The sequence below is a fragment of the Brevundimonas sp. ALps5 genome (genome assembly GCF_058681645.1).
Window position 1 is genome coordinate 1,737,647 of record NZ_CM178744.1, and the last position, 17,872, is coordinate 1,755,518.

The 17,872-nt window shown below is 68.5% G+C and carries 19 protein-coding genes; 13 read left to right on the forward strand and 6 right to left on the reverse strand.

All coding sequences use genetic code 11. From position 1 onward, the window contains the following. Window positions 1–5 precede the first annotated feature (5 nt). Both ACW172_RS08390 and ACW172_RS08395 read left to right on the forward strand, forming a co-directional pair. Entirely contained in the window at window positions 6–1,667 is a 1,662-nt protein-coding gene (locus ACW172_RS08390; protein WP_492034720.1) for an MFS transporter, read from the forward strand. Between the two features lie 85 nt (window positions 1,668–1,752). Then, window positions 1,753–3,222: an NAD-dependent succinate-semialdehyde dehydrogenase gene (locus ACW172_RS08395; protein WP_492034721.1), complete on the forward strand. Its 1,470-nt coding sequence runs from the start codon at window positions 1,753–1,755 to the stop codon at window positions 3,220–3,222. 3 nt (window positions 3,223–3,225) lie between these two features. Here the strand turns inward: ACW172_RS08395 and ACW172_RS08400 are convergent, their stop codons facing one another. The 3 genes from ACW172_RS08400 to ACW172_RS08410 all read right to left on the reverse strand — a co-directional run bounded on the left by ACW172_RS08400 (window position 3,226) and on the right by ACW172_RS08410 (window position 5,720). Next, on the reverse strand, window positions 3,226–4,473 hold the full coding sequence (locus ACW172_RS08400) for a CaiB/BaiF CoA transferase family protein (RefSeq protein ID WP_492034722.1): 1,248 nt from the start codon (window positions 4,471–4,473) through the stop codon (window positions 3,226–3,228). Between the two features lie 54 nt (window positions 4,474–4,527). Continuing rightward, a complete protein-coding gene (locus ACW172_RS08405; protein WP_492034723.1) occupies window positions 4,528–5,346 on the reverse strand; it encodes a putative outer membrane beta-barrel protein in 819 nt (272 codons plus the stop codon). Between the two features lie 107 nt (window positions 5,347–5,453). Continuing rightward, window positions 5,454–5,720: a DUF6356 family protein gene (locus ACW172_RS08410; RefSeq protein WP_492034724.1), complete on the reverse strand. Its 267-nt coding sequence runs from the start codon at window positions 5,718–5,720 to the stop codon at window positions 5,454–5,456. 157 nt (window positions 5,721–5,877) lie between these two features. On the opposite strand from ACW172_RS08410, the gene ACW172_RS08415 reads away from it, so the two are divergent. The 6 genes from ACW172_RS08415 to ACW172_RS08440 all read left to right on the forward strand — a co-directional run bounded on the left by ACW172_RS08415 (window position 5,878) and on the right by ACW172_RS08440 (window position 11,860). Further along, entirely contained in the window at window positions 5,878–7,068 is a 1,191-nt protein-coding gene (locus tag ACW172_RS08415) for an acyl-CoA dehydrogenase (RefSeq protein WP_492034725.1), read from the forward strand. Window positions 7,069–7,075: 7 nt separating this feature from the next. Next, a complete protein-coding gene (locus tag ACW172_RS08420; protein ID WP_492034726.1) occupies window positions 7,076–7,333 on the forward strand; it encodes a hypothetical protein in 258 nt (85 codons plus the stop codon). Window positions 7,334–7,396: 63 nt separating this feature from the next. Then, window positions 7,397–8,197 (forward strand): response regulator transcription factor, encoded by an 801-nt coding sequence (locus ACW172_RS08425; protein WP_492034963.1) that lies wholly within the window; start codon window positions 7,397–7,399, stop codon window positions 8,195–8,197. Beyond that, window positions 8,194–9,639 carry a sensor histidine kinase gene (locus ACW172_RS08430; protein WP_492034727.1) on the forward strand — a complete coding sequence of 482 codons (1,446 nt, stop codon included), beginning with the start codon at window positions 8,194–8,196 and terminating at the stop codon, window positions 9,637–9,639. Before ACW172_RS08425 ends, ACW172_RS08430 begins: the two co-directional genes overlap by 4 nt. Before the next feature lie 51 nt (window positions 9,640–9,690). After that, complete coding sequence (locus ACW172_RS08435; protein WP_492034728.1) at window positions 9,691–11,178, forward strand: trypsin-like peptidase domain-containing protein; 1,488 nt, start codon at window positions 9,691–9,693, stop codon at window positions 11,176–11,178. A 334-nt stretch (window positions 11,179–11,512) separates the two neighbouring features. Then, complete coding sequence (locus ACW172_RS08440) at window positions 11,513–11,860, forward strand: DUF2794 domain-containing protein (RefSeq protein ID WP_492034729.1); 348 nt, start codon at window positions 11,513–11,515, stop codon at window positions 11,858–11,860. 77 nt (window positions 11,861–11,937) lie between these two features. On the opposite strand, the gene ACW172_RS08445 is transcribed toward ACW172_RS08440, so the two are convergent. Beyond that, window positions 11,938–12,684 (reverse strand): Bax inhibitor-1/YccA family protein, encoded by a 747-nt coding sequence (locus ACW172_RS08445; RefSeq protein WP_492034730.1) that lies wholly within the window; start codon window positions 12,682–12,684, stop codon window positions 11,938–11,940. Between the two features lie 128 nt (window positions 12,685–12,812). Between ACW172_RS08445 and thpR the strand changes: the two genes are divergently transcribed. Together thpR and ACW172_RS08455 are read left to right on the forward strand one after the other, a co-directional pair. Beyond that, window positions 12,813–13,349, forward strand: coding sequence for an RNA 2',3'-cyclic phosphodiesterase (gene thpR / locus ACW172_RS08450; protein WP_492034731.1), 537 nt, complete (start codon window positions 12,813–12,815; stop codon window positions 13,347–13,349). A 31-nt stretch (window positions 13,350–13,380) separates the two neighbouring features. Then, a complete protein-coding gene (locus ACW172_RS08455; protein WP_492034732.1) occupies window positions 13,381–13,935 on the forward strand; it encodes a NifU family protein in 555 nt (184 codons plus the stop codon). Here ACW172_RS08455 and ACW172_RS08460 read toward each other — a convergent pair. Then, a complete protein-coding gene (locus tag ACW172_RS08460; RefSeq protein ID WP_492034733.1) occupies window positions 13,928–14,836 on the reverse strand; it encodes an isoaspartyl peptidase/L-asparaginase family protein in 909 nt (302 codons plus the stop codon). The two genes, ACW172_RS08455 and ACW172_RS08460, sit on opposite strands and share 8 nt — an antisense overlap. A 149-nt stretch (window positions 14,837–14,985) precedes the next feature. Here ACW172_RS08460 and ACW172_RS08465 point away from each other — a divergent pair, with 149 nt between their 5' ends. Genes ACW172_RS08465 through ACW172_RS08475 form a run of 3 tightly spaced genes read left to right on the forward strand, consistent with a single transcriptional unit; the run spans window position 14,986 to window position 17,446 of the window. Further along, entirely contained in the window at window positions 14,986–15,987 is a 1,002-nt protein-coding gene (locus tag ACW172_RS08465) for an NADPH:quinone oxidoreductase family protein (protein ID WP_492034734.1), read from the forward strand. After that, window positions 15,984–16,715, forward strand: a complete 732-nt coding sequence (locus tag ACW172_RS08470) for a 2OG-Fe(II) oxygenase (RefSeq protein ID WP_492034735.1) — start codon at window positions 15,984–15,986, stop codon at window positions 16,713–16,715. Before ACW172_RS08465 ends, ACW172_RS08470 begins: the two co-directional genes overlap by 4 nt. Then, a complete protein-coding gene (locus ACW172_RS08475; protein WP_492034736.1) occupies window positions 16,712–17,446 on the forward strand; it encodes a 2OG-Fe(II) oxygenase in 735 nt (244 codons plus the stop codon). Before ACW172_RS08470 ends, ACW172_RS08475 begins: the two co-directional genes overlap by 4 nt. Here ACW172_RS08475 and ACW172_RS08480 read toward each other — a convergent pair. Further along, window positions 17,443–17,859 (reverse strand): YkvA family protein, encoded by a 417-nt coding sequence (locus ACW172_RS08480; RefSeq protein ID WP_492034737.1) that lies wholly within the window; start codon window positions 17,857–17,859, stop codon window positions 17,443–17,445. The two genes, ACW172_RS08475 and ACW172_RS08480, sit on opposite strands and share 4 nt — an antisense overlap. Window positions 17,860–17,872: the final 13 nt, after the last annotated feature.

Below are 17,872 nucleotides of genomic sequence, written 5' to 3' on the forward strand. Positions count from 1 at the left end.
TCCAGATGACCGTAGCCGCCACCGACAAGAGCGCCGAACCGGCCCTGAAGACCGTGGTCGCCGCCTCGGCTGCCGGCACCGCCTTCGAGTGGTACGACTTCTTCGTCTTCGGCTCCCTGACCACCATCATCGCCCGCCACTTCTTCGCCGACGCGGGCGAGGCGGTGTCCTACATTCTCGCCCTGCTGACCTTCGGCCTCGGCTTCGTGGTGCGGCCCGCCGGCGCTCTGGCCTTCGGCTGGTTCGGGGACAAGACCGGGCGCAAGACCACCTTCCTGGTCACCATCACCATGATGGGTCTGGCGACCGTGGCCATCGGCCTGCTGCCCGACTACGGCGCCATCGGCCTGGCCGCGCCCGTTCTGCTGCTGGTGATGCGGATGCTGCAGGGCTTCGCCCTGGGCGGCGAATATGGCGGGGCGGCCATCTATGTCGCCGAACATGCGCCGCGAAAGACGCGCGGCCTGATGACCTCCTACATCAACACCACCGCGGCGCTGGGCCTGATCCTGGCACTGGTGGTGATCCTGACCACCCGGACCCTCCTCGGCGTCGAGGCCTTTGACGAATGGGGCTGGCGCATTCCCTTCTGCCTGTCGGCCCTGCTGCTGATCGTCTCCCTGTGGATCCGGGTGAAGCTGCACGAGAGCCCGGCCTTCGTGAAGATGGCGGCCGAGAGCCAGGGCCGTCACGCCCCGTTCCGCGAAAGCTTCCTGAGCTGGAAGAACACCCGCTGGGTGCTGGTCGCCCTCGTCGGCATCATGTTCGCGCAAGGGGCCGTCTGGTACGCCAGCTATTTCTACACCCGCTTCTTCATGGAGCGCGTGCTCAAGGTCGAGGCCTCGACCGTCGACGGGATGATCCTGGCCCTGACCGTCGCCTCGGCCCTGCTCTATGTCCTGTTCGGCTGGCTGTCGGACAAGATCGGCCGCAAGCCGGTGATGGTCGGCGGGATGATCCTGTTCCTGATCGCGGTCTTCCCCGGCTTCCAGGCCCTGACCCGCGCCGCCAATCCGGCCCTGGCGGAGGCCCAGGCCTCGTCGCCGGTCACCGTCGTCGCCGATCCGGCCGCCTGCGCGGTCCAGTTCGACCCGGTCGGCAAGACCGCCTTCACCTCCTCCTGCGACCTGGCCAAGTCGGTGCTGTCCAACGCGGGTGTCAACTACGCCAATGTCGCCGCCCCGGCCGGATCGGTCGCGGTGGTTCGTGTCGGCGGCGCCGAGATCGCCTCGATCGAGGCCGGCAAGCTGTCAGGCGCCGCGCTCAAGGCCGCGCGCACTGACGTCGAGACCCGGCTGAAGGCGGCCCTGGTCGAGGCGGGCTATCCGGCCAAGGCCGACCCCGCCCGCTTCAACTGGTGGGGCGTTTTCGGGGTGTTGATGATCTTCATGGTCGCCGCCACCGCCGTCTACGGACCCCAGGCGGCGGCGCTCGTGGAGCTCTTCCCGACCCGCATCCGCTACACGGCCATGAGCGTGCCCTATAACATCGGCACCGGCTGGATCGGAGGCCTGCTGCCCGCCGCCAGCTTCGCCCTCGTGGCCTGGTCGGGGAACATCTATTTCGGCCTGTGGTACGCGCTGGGCTTCACCGCCGTCGCCGCCGTCGCGGCCCTGATCTTCCTGCCGGAGACCAAGGGCAGGGACCTCGACACCATCGGCGAATGAAGCGCTGAAGCGGGTTGGGATTTTTTTGCGCCCTGACGCGACGTCACGGCGTTAGAGATCGCACATCATCGACGAGGGTCCCGCCATGAACACCGCCGCCCGCGACGCCGGTCTGAAGCTGCTGCGCCAACACGCCCTGATCGCCGGGGAGGCCATTCCTGCCGGTTCGGGGCCCGCCGGTTCGGGCGGCATCCCCGTCGACGATCCGGCGACCGGCGAGATCATCGGTCATATCCCCGATCTGGGCGCCGCCGAGACCGAGCGCGCCATCCAGGCCGCCCACGACGCCTTCCCCGACTGGTCGCGCAGCGATCCGCACAAGAGAGCAAAGTTCCTGCGCGACTGGGCCGCCCTGATCGACGCCAACACCGAGGGGCTTGGCGCCCTGATGGCGCTGGAGAACGGCAAGCCGTTCGAGGAGGCCAAGGGCGAGGTCGCCTATGCCAACAGCTTCCTGAAATGGTTCGCGGGTCAGGCCGAGCGGCTGGTCGGCGAGACCCAGGACAGCCCGCTGGGCCACGTCATCCTGACCTTCCGCGAGGCCGTGGGGCCCTGCGCCCTGATCACGCCCTGGAACTTCCCGGCGGCCATGCTGACGCGCAAGCTCGGCCCCGCCTTCGCCGCCGGCTGCACCGCCGTGGTCAAGCCGGCTAGCCAGACGCCTTTCACCGCCATCGCGCTCGCCGAACTGGCCTATGAGGCGGGCCTGCCCAAGGGGGCGCTGAGCGTCATCACCGGGGATGCGGCGACGATCGGCGGCGTCCTGACCGCCTCGCCCCTGATCCGCAAGCTCAGCTTCACGGGCTCGACCCCCATCGGCCGGCTGCTGGCCAAACAGTCGGCCGATACTCTTAAGCGGGTGTCGATGGAGCTGGGCGGCGCGGCCCCCCTGATCGTCTTCGCCGACGCCGATCTGGATCTGGCCGTCGCCGAGACCATCAAGGGCAAGTTCAGGAACGCCGGCCAGACCTGCGTCTGCCCCAACCGCGTCTATGTCGAGGCCTCGGTCGCCGAGGAATATGCGACGAAACTGGCCGCCGAGGTGGCGAAGATCCCGGTCGGTCCCGCCTTCGAGGACGGGGTCAAGGTCGGCCCCCTGATCGAGGACAAGGCCATCGCAAAGGTCGAGGCCCATCTGGAGCATGTGAAGGCCGACGGCGGACGCGTGCTGACCGGCGGGGCGCGCCACGCCCTGGGCGGGCGCTTCTTCCAGCCGACCGTGACGCTGGGCGGCAAGGACGAGCTGTTCCGCCGCGAAGAGACCTTCGGCCCCCTGATCCCCGTCTTCCCGTTCGAGACCGAGGCCGAGGTGATGGCCATGGCCAACGACAGCGAGTTCGGCCTCGCCTCCTATCTGTTCACGAAGGATCTGGACCGGGCCATGCGCATCGGCCGCCACATCGAGGCGGGAATGATCGGCATCAACACCGGCCTCATCTCCACCGCCGTCGCCCCCTTCGGAGGGGTCAAGTCGTCAGGCTACGGCCGCGAAGGCTCGATCCACGGCATCGACGAGTATGTCGACATCAAACAGGTGACGCTGGCCTTGAAGTAGGGGTCAGATCACGCCCTTGTCGCGCAGGGCGGTCAGCCGCCCTTCATCAAGACCCAACCCCTCCAGCACCTCATCCGTATCCTGCCCCAGCGCGGGCGGGGCGGCGTCATAGGCGACGGGGGTCTTCGACAGGCGGAGGGGCGAAGCGACGGTCTTCACCGGCCCCTCCAGATCGGCGCGCGCCTGTTCGACGACGAGGCCGCGGTGGACGGCCTGCGGCTCCTCGAACACCTGATCGATCGTATTGACCGGCCCGCACGGCACGCCGGCCCCGTCCAGCGCCACGGTCAGCTCGCGCATCGTCAGACCTGCGGTAAGGGCCGAAATCTCCGCCGTCAGGACGGCGCGATGCTCGATCCTCAGCGCATTGGAAACGAAGCGCGGGTCGATTCCCAGACCCTCCGCGCCCAGGGCCTTCGCAAAGGCGCGGAACTGGCCGTCGTTGCCGACCGCCACCACGATCATCCCGTCGCGGCATGGGAAGGGCTGATATGGCGCGAGGTTGGGGTGGGCGTTGCCCATCCGCGTCGGCGCGGTCCCTGAGGCGAAATAGTTGGTCGCCTGATTGGCCAGCATGGCCGCCTGAACATCGAACAGGGCGAGGTCGATATGCTGCCCTTCCCCCGTCGCCCGCGCGTGCAGCAGGGCGGCCAGAATGGCATTGGCCGCATACATGCCGGTGAAGAGATCGACCACCGCGACCCCGACCTTCATGGGCTCGGCGCCCGGCGCCCCGTCCGCCTGGCCGGTGATCGACATCAGCCCGCCCATGGCCTGGATCATATAGTCGTAGCCGGGCCGCGCGGCGTCGGGGCCGTCCTGACCGAAGCCGGTGATTGAGCAGTAGACCAGCTTCGGATGGGCCGCCGCCAAACTGGCGTGGTCGAGGCCGTACTTCTTCAGCCCGCCGGTCTTGAAGTTCTCGATGACGACGTCGCAGGTCGCGGCCAACTCCCGTGCGAGAGCCGCGCCCTCCTCGCTGGCGATGTCCAGCGTCACCGACTTCTTGCCCCGGTTGGCCGACAGGAAATAGGCGGCGTCGCCGCGCCCGCCGTCCGTCGTCTTCAGGAAGGGCGGGCCCCAGCTGCGGGTGTCGTCACCGGCGCCCGGCCGCTCGATCTTGATCACCTCGGCGCCCAGATCCGCCAGCACCTGCGTGGCCCAGGGGCCGGCCAGCACCCGCGACAGGTCGAGCACGCGAACGCCGGCCAGAGGACCTTTGGAAGACAGGGGGCCGGATGATTGGGTCATGCCCCTGCCTAGCCTGTCTCCCGACGCGGGAGAAGGCAGGGCCCGAGGCTGCGGTCAGAACGCCAGCTGCAGGAAGATCGACGGGCCTGAGAACTGATAGGACATGTCGCCCTTCCACTTGTCCTTATCGATCTGCAAGCCGTAGTCGACGTAGCGGTAAGCCGCGCCGATCCCGATATTCTTGAACAGCCGGTAGCTGACGGTGGCCTGGGCGTTGGTGAGCTCGCCGTCATAGTCGCCGACACCCAGCGACATATAGTCGAACCTGCCGGTGACGGTCAGTTTCCTGGTGACCCGGTAACCGCCATAGAGCCCGATGGTCGGCAGGGGCGCCAGGACGTCCCTCTGGCGGCGGGTGGCCTGAAGGGAGGCCGAACCGATGTAGCCTTGGCCGTTCAGCTCGACATCGAAGCTGGTCACATGGGCGCCGAGCACGGCGCCGATCTCGGCCCGGTCATTGCGAACAAACGAATAGGCCAGCCCCGCGCGATAGACGCTGGTGTCGAAGCGGCTCGAGACCGTCACCCCGACCGGGTAGACGACATCGTCGAAGACGATATCCCGCTCCAGACCCTTGGAGCCGTCGCGGTTCAGGGCGAAATACTCGCCCGTCAGCGACCACCGCCCGCCCAGCCGGGCGCCGAGGAAGACCGCCGGCAGGGTCTCGCGATCAGCGAGGTTGAGATCGGATTCCAGACTGACGTCCGTGCCGATCGCGCCGCTGGGCGAGGAAATCTGGACGTGGGTCTCGATGTCCGGCTTGAAGGCCGAGACCTCGAGCCAGTAACGGTCCTCCATGGCCTGGGCGTTCGCGGCGCCTGCTGCTCCCAGGGAGAGGGCGGCGGAAACGGCGATCAGGGCGACGTTTTTCATCGAAAGTCCTCGGCGGTCGAAGCCGGGGATCGCGGCGCCGCTTGCCGGGACAGTGTTCCTGACGCCCTGAGGCGCCTATCAGGTGGATTACCCAGTCAGACCCGGGGCTAGAGGCCCGGGTCCCAGACGCCGGCGTCGCGCATGCGGCATTCGCGCGCCTCTTCCGCCCGGCCGCCGAGGTCGCGGGCCATGACCTTGATCTCGTCCGAGACTGCGGTCTTGCACACCCCGGGCACCAGGCCGTGCAGGAAGGCCGTCGCCGACAGCCGGGCCAGCCGCATCCCCATGCCGAAGGCGGTCGCCGAATGCTCCAGATAGGTTTCACCCACCTCGCGCGGATGATCGGCGAACAGGGTCTTCAGCCTGCGGATCATGAAAGGGTCCCTTGCTGCTCCGGGGTCGACCCTGGCCGAGCCCCTACCCGAAGCGGCCATTCTGCCCTAAACCGCGAACAACAACAGGGGCCGGATGGTCACGTCGCGTCACGATCCGCTGAACGCCCTGAAAACCAGACAGACCGGGACGATTCACATGGCCGACGGCGCCGCTTCTACAGCGCAAACCTTCAAATGGGACGATCCGTTCGACCTGAACGGGCGGCTGACCGAGGACGAGCGCGCCATTCAGGAGGCCGCGCGCGTCTATGCCCGCGAGAAGCTGCTGCCGCGCGTCGTCGCCGCCTTCCGCGACGAGACCTTCGACCGGTCGATCATGACCGAGATGGGCCAGATGGGCTTCCTCGGCGCGACCCTGCCCGAGCAGTACGGCGGTTCGGGTGTCAGCCACGTCGCCTATGGCCTGATCGCGCGCGAGATCGAGGCGGTCGATTCGGGCTACCGCTCGGCCATGAGCGTCCAGTCGTCGCTGGCCATGTACCCGATCTACGCCTTCGGTTCGGAAGAACAGAAGATGCGCTTCCTGCCCCGGATGGCCGCCGGTGAGCTGGTCGGTTGCTTCGGCCTGACCGAGGCCGACGGCGGTTCGGACCCGGCCTCGATGAAGACCAGGGCCGAGGCGGTCGAGGGCGGCTATCGTCTGAACGGCGGCAAATACTGGATCACCAACTCCCCGATCTCGGACCTCGCTGTGGTTTGGGCCAAGCTGGACGGCGTCATCCGCGGCTTCATCGTCGAGCGCGGCTTCGAGGGCTTCACCACCACAAAGATCGGCGACAAGCTCAGCCTGCGCGCCTCTATCACCGGCGACATCGGCCTGACCGACGTTTTCGTGCCCGAGGCCAATCTGCTGCCGGGCGTGAAGGGGCTGCGCGGTCCGTTCAGCTGCCTGAACAAGGCCCGCTACGGCATCGCCTGGGGGGCCATGGGCGCCGCCGAGTTCTGTTTCCACGCCACGCGCGACTATGTCGGTGAGCGGATGCTGTTCGGCCGCCCCCTGTCCTCGCGCCAGCTGGTGCAGAAGAAGCTGGCCGACATGCAGACCGAGATCTTCCTCGGCTTCGAGGGCGCCTATGCGCTCGGCCGTATGCTCGATACCGGCGCCTGGGTGCCGGAGACCATCTCGATGATGAAGCGCAACAACTGCGGCAAGGCCCTGGCCATCGCTCGCGAGGCCCGCGACATGCACGGCGGCGCCGGCATCACGGGCGAGTTGCATGTCATGCGGCACGTCATGAACCTGGAGACCGTCAACACCTATGAAGGCGCCCACGACGTCCACGCCCTGATCCTGGGTCGGGCGATCACGGGCGAAAGCGCCTTCTAGGCGGCTGATGAAATTGAAATCGCTTCGCGCCAGGCTGATCGACTTTGTCGTCACCAACGTTGCGAGTCTGATTGCCATCGTCCCCCTCGGCCTGATGTTGAGATTTACGCCTGATCGGGTCGTGTACGAATGGCGCCAGACCCTGGGGCCGGTGGTCTTCTGGGGATTGGCGACGCTGGTCGTTGCAACCGGCGTCGGGTTGATGTTGATCCTGCGCGCAGGACTCCTGCGTCTGTTCCGGCCTCGGTCAGAAACCGTCACCTGATCGCCCGTTGTCATTCCCGCCCCACGCCGTATCGTCGGTCGCTGAGGGAGTGCGGGCGTGACCATGGATCTCGAAACGGAATCGGCGGAGCTGGCCTTCGCGGCCATGACCGCCATGTTCGACGGGCGCCGCGCCCTGTTGCTGGAGGACGATCCGGACCTGTCCGAGCATGTCGCCGACCGGCTGCTGAAGGCCGGGTTCGAGGCCGTGGACCGGGTCGACAACGGCGAGGCTGCGCTGCAGGCCTGCGCCTCCGGCGCCTATGACGTCCTGATCCTCGACCGGCTGACCAAGGGGCTGGACGGGCTGGAGACCCTGAAGCGGCTGCGCGCCTCGGGCGGTCCCTGCGCCGATGCGCCCGCCCTGATGCTGACGGCGCTCGGCGGCGAGCGGCAGAAGGTCGAGGGGCTGCTGGGTGGGGCCGACGACTATCTGGCCAAGCCCGTCGGCGACGAGGAACTGCTGGCCCGGATCGGCTGCCAGATCCGCCGCACCGCCCGTCATGCCCGACCCGCCGGCTCCGACATCCTGAACGGCCCCTTCCGCCTGTCTCCCGGCGCGCGGACCCTGAAGCTGGAACTCGAAAGCGGCGTGCGCCTCATCGACCTGTCGCCGCTGGAGTTCGCCATCGTCCACGAGCTGATGACCGCGCGCGGCCAGCCGGTGACCAAGACCATGCTGTGGGACCGCTGCTGGGTGGAGTGGAAATTCCTGCCCGAGAATTTCGTCAACATCATCGACGCCCGCATCAGCGCCCTGCGCCGCCGGCTCAAGGAACAGGCGCCGGAACTGGGCGAGGACCTGCATCCGCTGATCGTCTCGGCGCGCAGCCAGAGCCTGATCTTCCGCGACCTCGACCGTTGATCCGCCTGCTTCGCGACTGGCTGGCGCGGCGCACCTCGACCCAGCTGGCCTCGGCTCTGGCGGTGCTGGCGGCCCTGGCCCTCACCGGGTCGCTGGTCCTGACCGGGCAGGCGGTGCGCATGGATCAGCGCCAGCAGGCGGCCCTGTCGGCGCTCGACGACTATGCCGCCATGGTCTCGAAGCTAGGGGTGGAGACCGACTTCAATCCGTCCGAGCTGACCGCCGGAGACGCCGCCTATCTGTCGGCCTGGCTGGGCGCCTTCCAGAGCGGGCCGGGCCGCGACGCGGGTTCGCTGGAAGAGACCTGCCGCACCGGCCGCGGCGGCGCCGGGGTCCGCTATATCCGCGCGTCCGTCGGCAAGCCCGCCGGTCTGGCCGCGCTGGAGACGGCGCCGCGCGAACGCCTGCCGAGGCTCGGCGACAATGTCTGGCGGGTGAAGCTGGCGCGTGGCGAGCTCTGTCCCGGCCGGACGGTGGAGGCGGTGGTCGTGCGCCGCACGGTCGGATCGCTGAACATCATCGTCGGCCGGGTCGTCGATCCGACCGGCCGGGCGCTGGGCTGGGCCGTTCTGGCCGTGGCCCTGACGGGCGCGGTCATCCTGATCTCGGGCCTGGCGGCAGCCGCCTTCGCCCGGCGCCGTCTGACCCTGGCCATCACCGGGGTCAGTCAGGCCCTGGACCGCGCCGCCGTCGGCGACTTCTCGGTGCGGGCGCCTGAGGTCGGGGTGGCGCCGGAGCTGACCGAGCTGACGGTCCAGGCCAACCGCACGCTGGATCGGCTGGAGGAGCTGCTGAGCTGGCTGCGCGATTCGGCCGACCAGCTGGCCCACGACTTTCGCACGCCGCTGGCCCGCGCCACGGCCCGGATGGAGCGGCTGGCCGAGACCGGGGATCCTGACGAGCGCAGCCGTCTGGGGCTGGAGGCGGCCCATGATCTCAAGGCCCTGAGCCGGGCCATGAACGAGGCCATGGCCCTGCGCGAAGGCGAGGCCTGGCTGTTCGAGGAAGTCCGGCTGGACGACCTGGCTGCCTCGGTCGCCGAACTCTATGAGCCCTTGGCCGAGGCGCGCGGGGCCGCGATCGCGGTCGAGACGCCCGATGGGCCGGTGGCGGTTCTGGGTGTCCGCTCCCTGCTGCAGCGGGCGGCGGCCAATCTGGCGGACAATGCGGTGAAGTTCTCGCCGGACGGCGGGACGGTGACGATCCGGGCCTTTCTGATCGACGGCAAGCCGTCCCTGTCGGTGGGCGATCAGGGTCCGGGTCTCGACCCGAGAATGCTGTCGGACGCCGCCTTGCGCACCGCCTCGGCCGAGGCCGGAGGGCGCGAGAGCCACGGTCTGGGCCTGACCTTCGTCGCCGCCGTCCTGCGCCGTCACGGGGCGGAAATGACGATTGATGACGCCGCGCCGGGGACCATCGTCACGGCGCAATTCTCGCGCTAGGTTGAGGTCCGGCCGCCCGCGAAGACGCGTCGCGCCCGGGGGAAAGACTTGATGTCACGTTCGGTTTTCATGGCGGGCTCGGCCGTCGCCCTGGCCCTCCTGACCCTGCCCGGCGCGGGTCTGGCCCAAACCCCCAAGCCGACGCCCCCCGCCGCGACGCCGGCCCCGACCCAAAGTCCGGCCCAGACGCCGGCCACCCCCTATCGCGCGCCGCGTCCGGCGGCCGCTCCGGCCCCGGCGGCTCGCGCGCCGCAGTTCCCTTTGCCTTATGACGAGCGGCGCGGGGTCTTCACCTTCGCGACCGGTCTGGAACGCTCCCTGCCCGCCGTGGTCCAGGTGACGACGCTGGGCTCGTCGCGCGGCCCGACCACCGGCGAGAACGAGCCCAAGCCCCTGCAGAGCGGCTCCGGCGTCATCATCGACGCGCGCGAGGGCATCATCGTCACCAACAACCACGTGGTCGACGGCGGCACCAAATTCACGGTCGATATGACCGACGGCCGACTGTTCGACGCCACCCTGGTCGGGGTCGACAAGGCCACCGACGTCGCGGTGCTCAAGATCGAGGCGCCGCATCTGTCCCAGGTCGAGATCGTCGATTCCGACACCCTGCGCACGGGCGACCTGGCCTTCGCGGTCGGCTATCCGCTGGGCCTCGACCAGACCCTGACCATGGGCGTCATCTCGGGGCTGGGCCGTTCGGGTCTGGGTGATGCCGTCGAGGACTATATCCAGACCGATGCGGCGGTGAACTCGGGCAACTCGGGCGGGCCGCTGCTGGACAGCCGGGGCCGTCTGATCGGCATCAACACCTCCATCCTCTCGGGCGGCTCGGATCCGCTGGGCATGGGCGCGACCGGCGGCAACGACGGCATCGCCTTCGCCGTCCCGACCCGTATCCTGATGTTCGTCGTCGGCCAGATCCGCGATCACGGCGAGGTCACGCGCGGCAAGATCGGGGCGGCCATGGGCTCGCTGACCGCGACCCGGGCGCGGGCCTTCGGCCTGGGCATCGTGCGCGGCGCGGTGGTCGAGGACGTGGCTCCCGGCTCCCCGGCCGAGGCGGCGGGCCTGCAGAAGAACGACATCATCACCCGCATCCAGAACCGCCCGGTGGCCAACGCCGGCTCGGTCCAGGCCACGGTCGGCATCGCCCCTCCGGGCACCCGCCTGCCGATCGTCTATCTGCGTGACGGACACGAGCACACCACGGCCCTGACGGTCGCTACCGCCGAGCCGGTGCGCGTCGCGGTCGGCAAGACGGCGATCGAGGCCTTCGGGGCCCAGTTCCGCGCCCTGCCCGTCGAAGACGGCAAGGAGGCCGGCGAGATGCAGGCCGGGGTTCAGGTCGCCTCGGTCGAGGGCGGCTCCGACGCGGCCCAGCACAAGTTGGCCGCCGGCGACATCGTGACGAAGGTGGGCGAGGTCGAAATCACCGATCTGGCCGGCCTGGCCGCGGCGCTCGAGACCAATCAGGGCATGACGACCCTGACGGTCAGGCGCGGCGAAGAGACGGTGGAGATCAACGTCGGGGAGTGATCCCCGGCGGCCCCTCTCTCTCAGCAATCCGAACGCCGGACAGCAAAACGCCCGCCGTGCCAGGAGGGGGGAGGGTGGCAACGACGGGCGTCTCGCTTGGAGGAAGCGTCGGCCCGACGGAGCCCGTTGCTGGAAACATCCAGGGGGGCTGGGGGGGCTGTTCAGGATCCGGGACGCTTCCGAACTCCGTCTGGCCGACACTGGGTATTTCGCCGGGCAAGCTGGCCGAGGCTGGACCGAAACGGGGCCATTTCGTGTCGCCGTCGATTATTTCGGGCCCTTCCGCAGTGCTTCGGCGCTGGCGTTTGGGCGAGGGCGGCCTAACTTGATCGGGATGAGCTTCGATCCGAACACGGCCGGTCCCGACGGACAGCCCCTCCCGGGGCCCGTCTTCTTCCATCGGAAGGAACTGGACCTGATCCTGCGGGTCTACGGGCGAATGGTCGCGGCCGGGGAATGGCGCGACTACGCCATGATCGGGCACAAGGACGTCGCCGAGTTCGCCGTCTTCCGCCGCTCGGGCGACGCGCCTGTCTACCGGATCGAGAAACGCCCTTCGCTGCAGACCCGTCAGGGCCAGTGGGCCGTCATCGGCGAGGGCGGGGTGGTGCTGAAACGCGGCCGCGAACTGCCCCAGGTCCTGCGCGTCTTCGACAGCCGCAAGTTTCAGGTCATCGAATAGCAAAAGGCCCGGCGTTTCCGCCGGGCCTTCGTTCCTCTTGGGCTATCGCGCCTTGCGCTACTTGAGCCCGCCCGAACTCAGCGACGGCCGCCCGTGAAGGCCAGCAGGAACTGGAACAGGTTGATGAAGTTGATGAACAGGTTCAGGGCGCCGAAGCCCGTCGCCACGCCCATCGCCTGCTGGTCGCCGCCCAGCTGGTAGTAGGTCATCTTCAGGCGCTGCGTATCGAAGGCGATCAGACCCGAGAACAGAAGCACGCCGATGGCGCTGATGATCAGGTAGAAGGTCCCCGACTGGAGGAAGATGTTGACGATCGAGGCGATGATCAGGCCGATCACGCCCATGATCAGGAAGGTGCCCATCGGCGACAGGTCCCGCTTGGTCGTATAACCGAACAGGCTCAAGGCCCCGAAGGCCGCCGCCGTGATCAGGAAGGTCGAGGCCAGAGACCCGCCGGTGTAGCGCAGGAACAGGATGCCGAGGCCGGCGCCGATGGTTGAGACCACGGCCCAGTAGAGCAGGTTCACGCCGCCCGCCGTCGGGTTCTTCATGAAGAACATCGAGCCGAACAGCATGACCAGCGGCGAGAACTGGACGATCATGCCCAGCATGGTCAGGCCGATGCGGCCGTCGGGACCATAGCCGAACAGCAGGCGCTGTACCTCCGGGACGTTGCCGGTGACATAGGCCAGAACGCCCGCGACCACGAGGCCGAGGGCCAGCTTGTTATAGACGCCCAGCATGAAGCCGCGCAGTCCGGCGTCGACCGACATGTCGGCCGAGGCGGGCGCCACATTGGTGAAACCGTTTCTGAAGTCGCTCATCGCGAGATCAATCTCCACTTGGACCGGAGCAAGCCCCCGGCCTTTGACTGAAATATCGGAGCCTCGACCCCGACACGCAAGGGAATGTGCGCTTCCCCGCGTCGATCCGCCCCGCTACCAAGGGTCGCATGCTTCGTCTGTTCACCGCCCTGCCCGTTCCCTGGGACGTCGCCCAGACCCTGAAACGGCGCCAGACCGGTCTGCCGGGCGCGAAATGGCGGCCCGAGGAGGCCCTGCACATCACCCTGGCCTTCTATGGCGACGTGCCCGAGCGTCAGGCCGACGATCTGGCGGGAGAGCTGTCGCGCATCCCGGTCGATCCGTTCGAGATCGTGCTGAAGGGCGTCGGCTCCTTCGGCGACGGCCACCGCGCTGACACCCTCTGGGCCGGGGTCGAGGCCAATGAAAAGCTCAACGTTCTCGCGGGCCGCTGTAAGGCCGCGGCGGAACGGGCCGGGATCCGTATGGAGCCGCGCCTCTACAAGCCCCACCTGACCCTGGCCTATCTGAAGATCCAGACCAATCCGGACCGGATCGGGGCCTGGGTTTCGAACCACAATCTGCTGCACTCGCCGCCGATCCGCATCGACCGCTTCGGCCTGTATTCCAGCACCCTGACCGATCACGGCAGCGAATATGAGCTGGAGCAGTCCTGGCCGTCTTGAACGCGGGCCTGGTTGAGCGCATCTGCAGCCCATGTTCATCCAGACCGAACCCACGCCCAATCCGAACGTCCTGAAGTTCCTGCCCGGCAGGGACGTCGCGCCGCTGGGCGCGCGCGAGTTCCTGAACATCGACCAGGCCGCCGCCTCACCCCTGGCCGAGGCCCTGTTCAATCTGGAAGATGTCGCCGGCGTCTTCTTCGGCGCGGACTATGTCTCGGTGACCAAGGCCGCTCACGGTCTGGACTGGTCGGAGATGAAGCCGCCGATCCTGGCCGCCATCATGGACCACTTCACCTCGGGCGCCCCCCTGCTGCGCACCGAAGAGGCCGTCGCCGACGCGGGCGAGGACACCGAGATCGTCGCCGAGATCAAGGCCCTGCTCGACAGCCGCATCCGCCCGGCCGTGGCCCAGGACGGCGGCGACATCCTGTTCGATTCCTTCGACGAGGACAGCGGGGTGCTTTCACTCCGCATGCGCGGCGCCTGCGCCGGCTGCCCTTCGTCCTCCGCCACTCTCAAGGCCGGGGTCGAGCAGATGATGAAACACTACGTCCCGGAAGTGACCCGGGTCGAGCAGGTCATCTAGACCCCTCCCACTCCTGTACCCCGAACACCTCGACGCCGATCTCGCCGTCGGTGGTCAGCCAGGCGCGCTTCATGCCCTGGCTGTTGAAGGGATGGGCGATGTTTCCCTCGGCGTCGAGCGCGATCAGGCCGCCGTCGCCGCCCAGCCCGCCGATGTCGTCAATGACCGCACGCGCGGCCTCGGCGATCGTCTGGCCCGCCCCGACGCGCCAGCCGACCTGTGCGGCGGCGGCGACACGGATGAAGAACTCGCCCTGACCCGTGCCCGAGACGGCGACGCGGTCGTCGGCCCAGGTCCCGGCGGCGGGGATGGGGGTGTCGCCGACACGTCCGGGCATCTTGCCGAACACGCCCGCGGTCGAGGTCGCGGCGGCGAGGCGGCCCTCGCTATCCAGCACGCAGCAGCCGACGGTGCCGTGGCTCAGGACATCGGGCGCCGTGCCGGGCGGATGGTTGTCCTCGCCCTTGCCGGCATGGGTGAACCACGACGGTTCGTCGGCGATGGCCTCCAGCCCCTGATCGTGGGCGAACAGGGCCGCGCCCTCGCCGACCAGCATGACGTGGGGGGTGTGGTCCATGACCGCCCGGGCGGCGCGGACCGGGCTGCGGAAGCCCTGCAGCGCGGCGACGGCGCCGGCCTTGCGGGTCGACCCGTCCATCAGGCTGGCGTCCAGCTCATAGGCGCCGGCGAGGTTGGGCGAGGCGCCCTTGCCGGCGACATAGAGCCCTGAGTCCTCCAGCATCACCACCGCCTCGACCGCAACGTCCAGGGCCGAGGCGCCCGCCTCGAGCCTGGCCTTCATGGCCTCGACCACCTCGCGCATATGGACGACCTCGCGGCTGTAGTCGCGCTCGCGGCGGGCGCCGGCGCCGCCGTGGAGGATGAGGGCAGGACGGGTCATGAGGGTCTCCGCATTATCCGGCCGCGTTCGATCGGGCCTTTTCTTATCGTGGGGGGCTGATTAGCGTTCCAAAGACGCGCGCGCCACGGGGGTCTGCGCCAAACCACCAATCAGGCGGCGGAAAAAGCCGTCGTAAGGGAAACTTCCAGATGCGCGCAGTCCTCTCGAAAGTCGTCGGCGGTCCCGAGGCGCTGGTCGTGGAGGACATTCTGGATCCGACGCCGAAGCCGGGTCAGGTGATCATCGAGGTCAAGGCGGTGGGCATCAACTTCCCCGACACCCTGATCATCGAGGACAAGTACCAGTTCCGGCCCGAACGCCCCTTCTCGCCGGGCGGCGAGGTCGCGGGCGTGGTCGAGGCCGTGGGCGAGGGGGTCAAGGGCATCTTCAAGGGCGACAAGGTCATCGCCGTGCCCGGCTGGGGCGGTCTGGTGGAGCGTCTGGCCGTGCCCGCCGCCAGCGTCATCAAGATGCCCGAGGGTATGTCGTTCGAGGAGGGCGCGGCCCTCGTCATGACCTACGGCACCTCCTACTACGCCCTCAAGGACCGGGCCCAGCTGAAGGCGGGGGAATCCCTGCTGGTGCTGGGCGCCGCGGGCGGGGTGGGGGCGGCCGCCGTCGAACTGGGCAAGGCCATGGGCGCCCATGTCATCGCCGCCGCCTCGACCAACGACAAGGTCCAGTTCGCGCTGGAGCTCGGCGCCGACAACGGCCTGATCTATCCGTCGGGCAAGATGGACAAGACGGCCCAGAAGGAGTTGTCGGGCGAGCTCAAGCTGGCCTCGGGCCGCGACGGCCCCGACGTGGTCTATGACGGCGTCGGCGGCGACTATTGCGAACCGGCGCTGCGCGCCATGGACTGGAACGGCCGCTATCTGGTGGTCGGTTTCCCGGCGGGGATTCCGTCCCTGCCGCTGAACCTGACCCTGCTGAAATCGGTGTCGGTGATCGGGGTCTTCTGGGGCGCCGCCGTCGCGCGCGACCCGGCCGGTCACGCCGCCAACATGGCGGACCTTCTGAAGTTCTACGCCGAGGGCAAGATCAAGCCGCGCATCTTCCAGACCTTCCCCCTGGAGCGCGCCCATGAGGCCATCAAGGCCCTGGGCGAACGGGCGGCCATGGGCAAGATCGTGGTGACGGTCGAGTCGTGACCGTCCTCCGCCTCGCCGACGATCTGGATATCGGGACGGCGGCGGAGCGGCTGGCCCGCACCGGCCGCACCCGGCTGTCCGGCCTGATCGGGGAGGGGGCGGATGTGATCCACGCCGCCGTCACCCATCCCGACATGGTCTGGATGCGGGCCATCGAGAACCCCTACAACGAGGACGTCCCGGTCGCCCTGTTCGAGGCGGAGCCGATCGAGGAACAGGCCCGGCTGATCGCCATGGCCCATGAGGAGGCCGTCGACGGCTTCCAGTTCATCTTCGACCGCCTTCGGCTGGGGCGGGCGAAGGCCATGGGTCTGGCCATCCCGCAGGCCCTCTATGACCTGCACGCGCTGTTCAACTCGGAGCCCTTCCTCGATTTCGCCCGGCGGCTGACCGGCGACGACCGTATCGCCTATGCCGACGCCCAGCCGACCCGCTACCTGCCCGGCCATTTCCTGAACCGGCATACGGACGAGCATGTCGACGCCGGGCGGCTCTACGCCTATGTCCTGAACGTCTCGCCCGACTGGCGGGCCGAGTGGGGCGGGCTTCTGATGTTCCTCGATGAGGAGGGGGCGGTGGCCGAGACCTTCACCCCGGCCTTCGGGACCCTGAACGTCTTTCAGGTGCCCCAGAGCCACTGTGTCTCCATGGTCGCCCCCTTCGCCGGAGCGCCGCGCTATTCGATCACCGGCTGGTGGCGCGACACGCCCCCACCCGAAGCGCGATGACGGATATCCGTCTCAACCCCGATCTGGACGTCGCCGGCCTTGCGGAGGTTTTCGCGGCGAGGCGGCGGCTGCATATCCCGAACGTCCTCGACGCCGCGAGCGCCGAGGCGGTGGCTGCCGTGCTGGAGGCCGAGACGCGCTGGAAGACCACTGTGGCGGCGGGCGGCGACTTCTTCGAACTGCCCCTGAACGGAGACCGGGCCGAGGATCCGTCGAAGCAGGCCTGGCTGGACGACGCCCGCCTCGACGGCGCCGCGACCCGGATGCAGTACGTCTTCGACACCCGCCGTCTGGGCGCAGAGCACGAAACCGAAACGCCGGACGCCCCCGACGCCGCTCTGGAGTTCCTGAACGGGGAGGCCTTCCTCGGCTTCGTTCGCGCAGTGACCGGCGACGCCCGCATCGACTTCGTGGACGGTCAGGCCAGCCGCTATCGCCCCGGCCATGTGCTGACCACCCATAGCGACCTGTCGATGGGCAAGAACCGGCTCTACGCCTATGTGCTGAACCTCACGCGGGAATGGCGGGCCGACTGGGGCGGGACGCTCGTCTTCCACGGGCCTGACGGTCATGTCACCGAGGGCTTCATCCCGGCCTTCAATGCCCTGAATCTGTTCGAGGTCCCCATGTCCCATGCGGTGACCCAGGTGGCGTCCTTCGCCGGGGCGCCGAGGCTGTCGATCACCGGCTGGATCCGCTCGCACCAGCCGGTCGGTCCGCAGAGACCCTAGCGGTCCTTGAGGCGCTCGACGGTCTCGGAGGCCGCGTCGCGGTGCTTGCGCTTGATATTGGCGCCGAGCGTCGCGATCAGGGCGGCGAAGACGGCGGCGTCGTCGGTGAAGCCGATGCCGGCGAAGATGTCGGGAATGGCGTCGATCGGCAGGACGAAATAGGCCAGAGCCCCCAGCATCATCCCCTTGGCCGCCGCGGGCGTCTCCGGGTCTCGCGCCGCGTACCAGACGCTGAGCGCCTGATCGGCGAAGGGGATGCGGGCGGCGGTCGAGACGATCTTGGGCCAGAAGCCGCGCTGGACCCGCATCTCATTGACCCGCAGCACGGCGGGCGTCAGGGCGCGGCGCGGATCGATGGCGTCGTCCGGGGTCACGACCTCGTCGTCTGTAACGGCTTGTGATCGTGAGGCCATGGCCGCTAAACCC

What these genes read in the sequence shown, in the direction of transcription:
- ACW172_RS08410 (WP_492034724.1), bottom strand. Translation starts at nt 5,720, where the DNA reads ATGATCCGCAGGCTGAAGACCCTGTTCGCCGATCATCCGCGCGAGGTG.
- ACW172_RS08400 (WP_492034722.1), bottom strand. Translation starts at nt 4,473, where the DNA reads ATGACCCAATCATCCGGCCCCCTGTCTTCCAAAGGTCCTCTGGCCGGC.
- ACW172_RS08440 (WP_492034729.1), top strand. Translation starts at nt 11,513, where the DNA reads ATGAGCTTCGATCCGAACACGGCCGGTCCCGACGGACAGCCCCTCCCG.
- ACW172_RS08455 (WP_492034732.1), top strand. Translation starts at nt 13,381, where the DNA reads ATGTTCATCCAGACCGAACCCACGCCCAATCCGAACGTCCTGAAGTTC.
- ACW172_RS08435 (WP_492034728.1), top strand. Translation starts at nt 9,691, where the DNA reads ATGTCACGTTCGGTTTTCATGGCGGGCTCGGCCGTCGCCCTGGCCCTC.
- ACW172_RS08405 (WP_492034723.1), bottom strand. Translation starts at nt 5,346, where the DNA reads ATGAAAAACGTCGCCCTGATCGCCGTTTCCGCCGCCCTCTCCCTGGGA.
- ACW172_RS08465 (WP_492034734.1), top strand. Translation starts at nt 14,986, where the DNA reads ATGCGCGCAGTCCTCTCGAAAGTCGTCGGCGGTCCCGAGGCGCTGGTC.
- ACW172_RS08420 (WP_492034726.1), top strand. Translation starts at nt 7,076, where the DNA reads ATGAAATTGAAATCGCTTCGCGCCAGGCTGATCGACTTTGTCGTCACC.
- ACW172_RS08480 (WP_492034737.1), bottom strand. Translation starts at nt 17,859, where the DNA reads ATGGCCTCACGATCACAAGCCGTTACAGACGACGAGGTCGTGACCCCG.
- ACW172_RS08415 (WP_492034725.1), top strand. Translation starts at nt 5,878, where the DNA reads ATGGCCGACGGCGCCGCTTCTACAGCGCAAACCTTCAAATGGGACGAT.
- thpR (WP_492034731.1), top strand. Translation starts at nt 12,813, where the DNA reads ATGCTTCGTCTGTTCACCGCCCTGCCCGTTCCCTGGGACGTCGCCCAG.
- ACW172_RS08460 (WP_492034733.1), bottom strand. Translation starts at nt 14,836, where the DNA reads ATGACCCGTCCTGCCCTCATCCTCCACGGCGGCGCCGGCGCCCGCCGC.
- ACW172_RS08475 (WP_492034736.1), top strand. Translation starts at nt 16,712, where the DNA reads ATGACGGATATCCGTCTCAACCCCGATCTGGACGTCGCCGGCCTTGCG.
- ACW172_RS08425 (WP_492034963.1), top strand. Translation starts at nt 7,397, where the DNA reads ATGGATCTCGAAACGGAATCGGCGGAGCTGGCCTTCGCGGCCATGACC.
- ACW172_RS08445 (WP_492034730.1), bottom strand. Translation starts at nt 12,684, where the DNA reads ATGAGCGACTTCAGAAACGGTTTCACCAATGTGGCGCCCGCCTCGGCC.
- ACW172_RS08395 (WP_492034721.1), top strand. Translation starts at nt 1,753, where the DNA reads ATGAACACCGCCGCCCGCGACGCCGGTCTGAAGCTGCTGCGCCAACAC.
- ACW172_RS08390 (WP_492034720.1), top strand. Translation starts at nt 6, where the DNA reads ATGACCGTAGCCGCCACCGACAAGAGCGCCGAACCGGCCCTGAAGACC.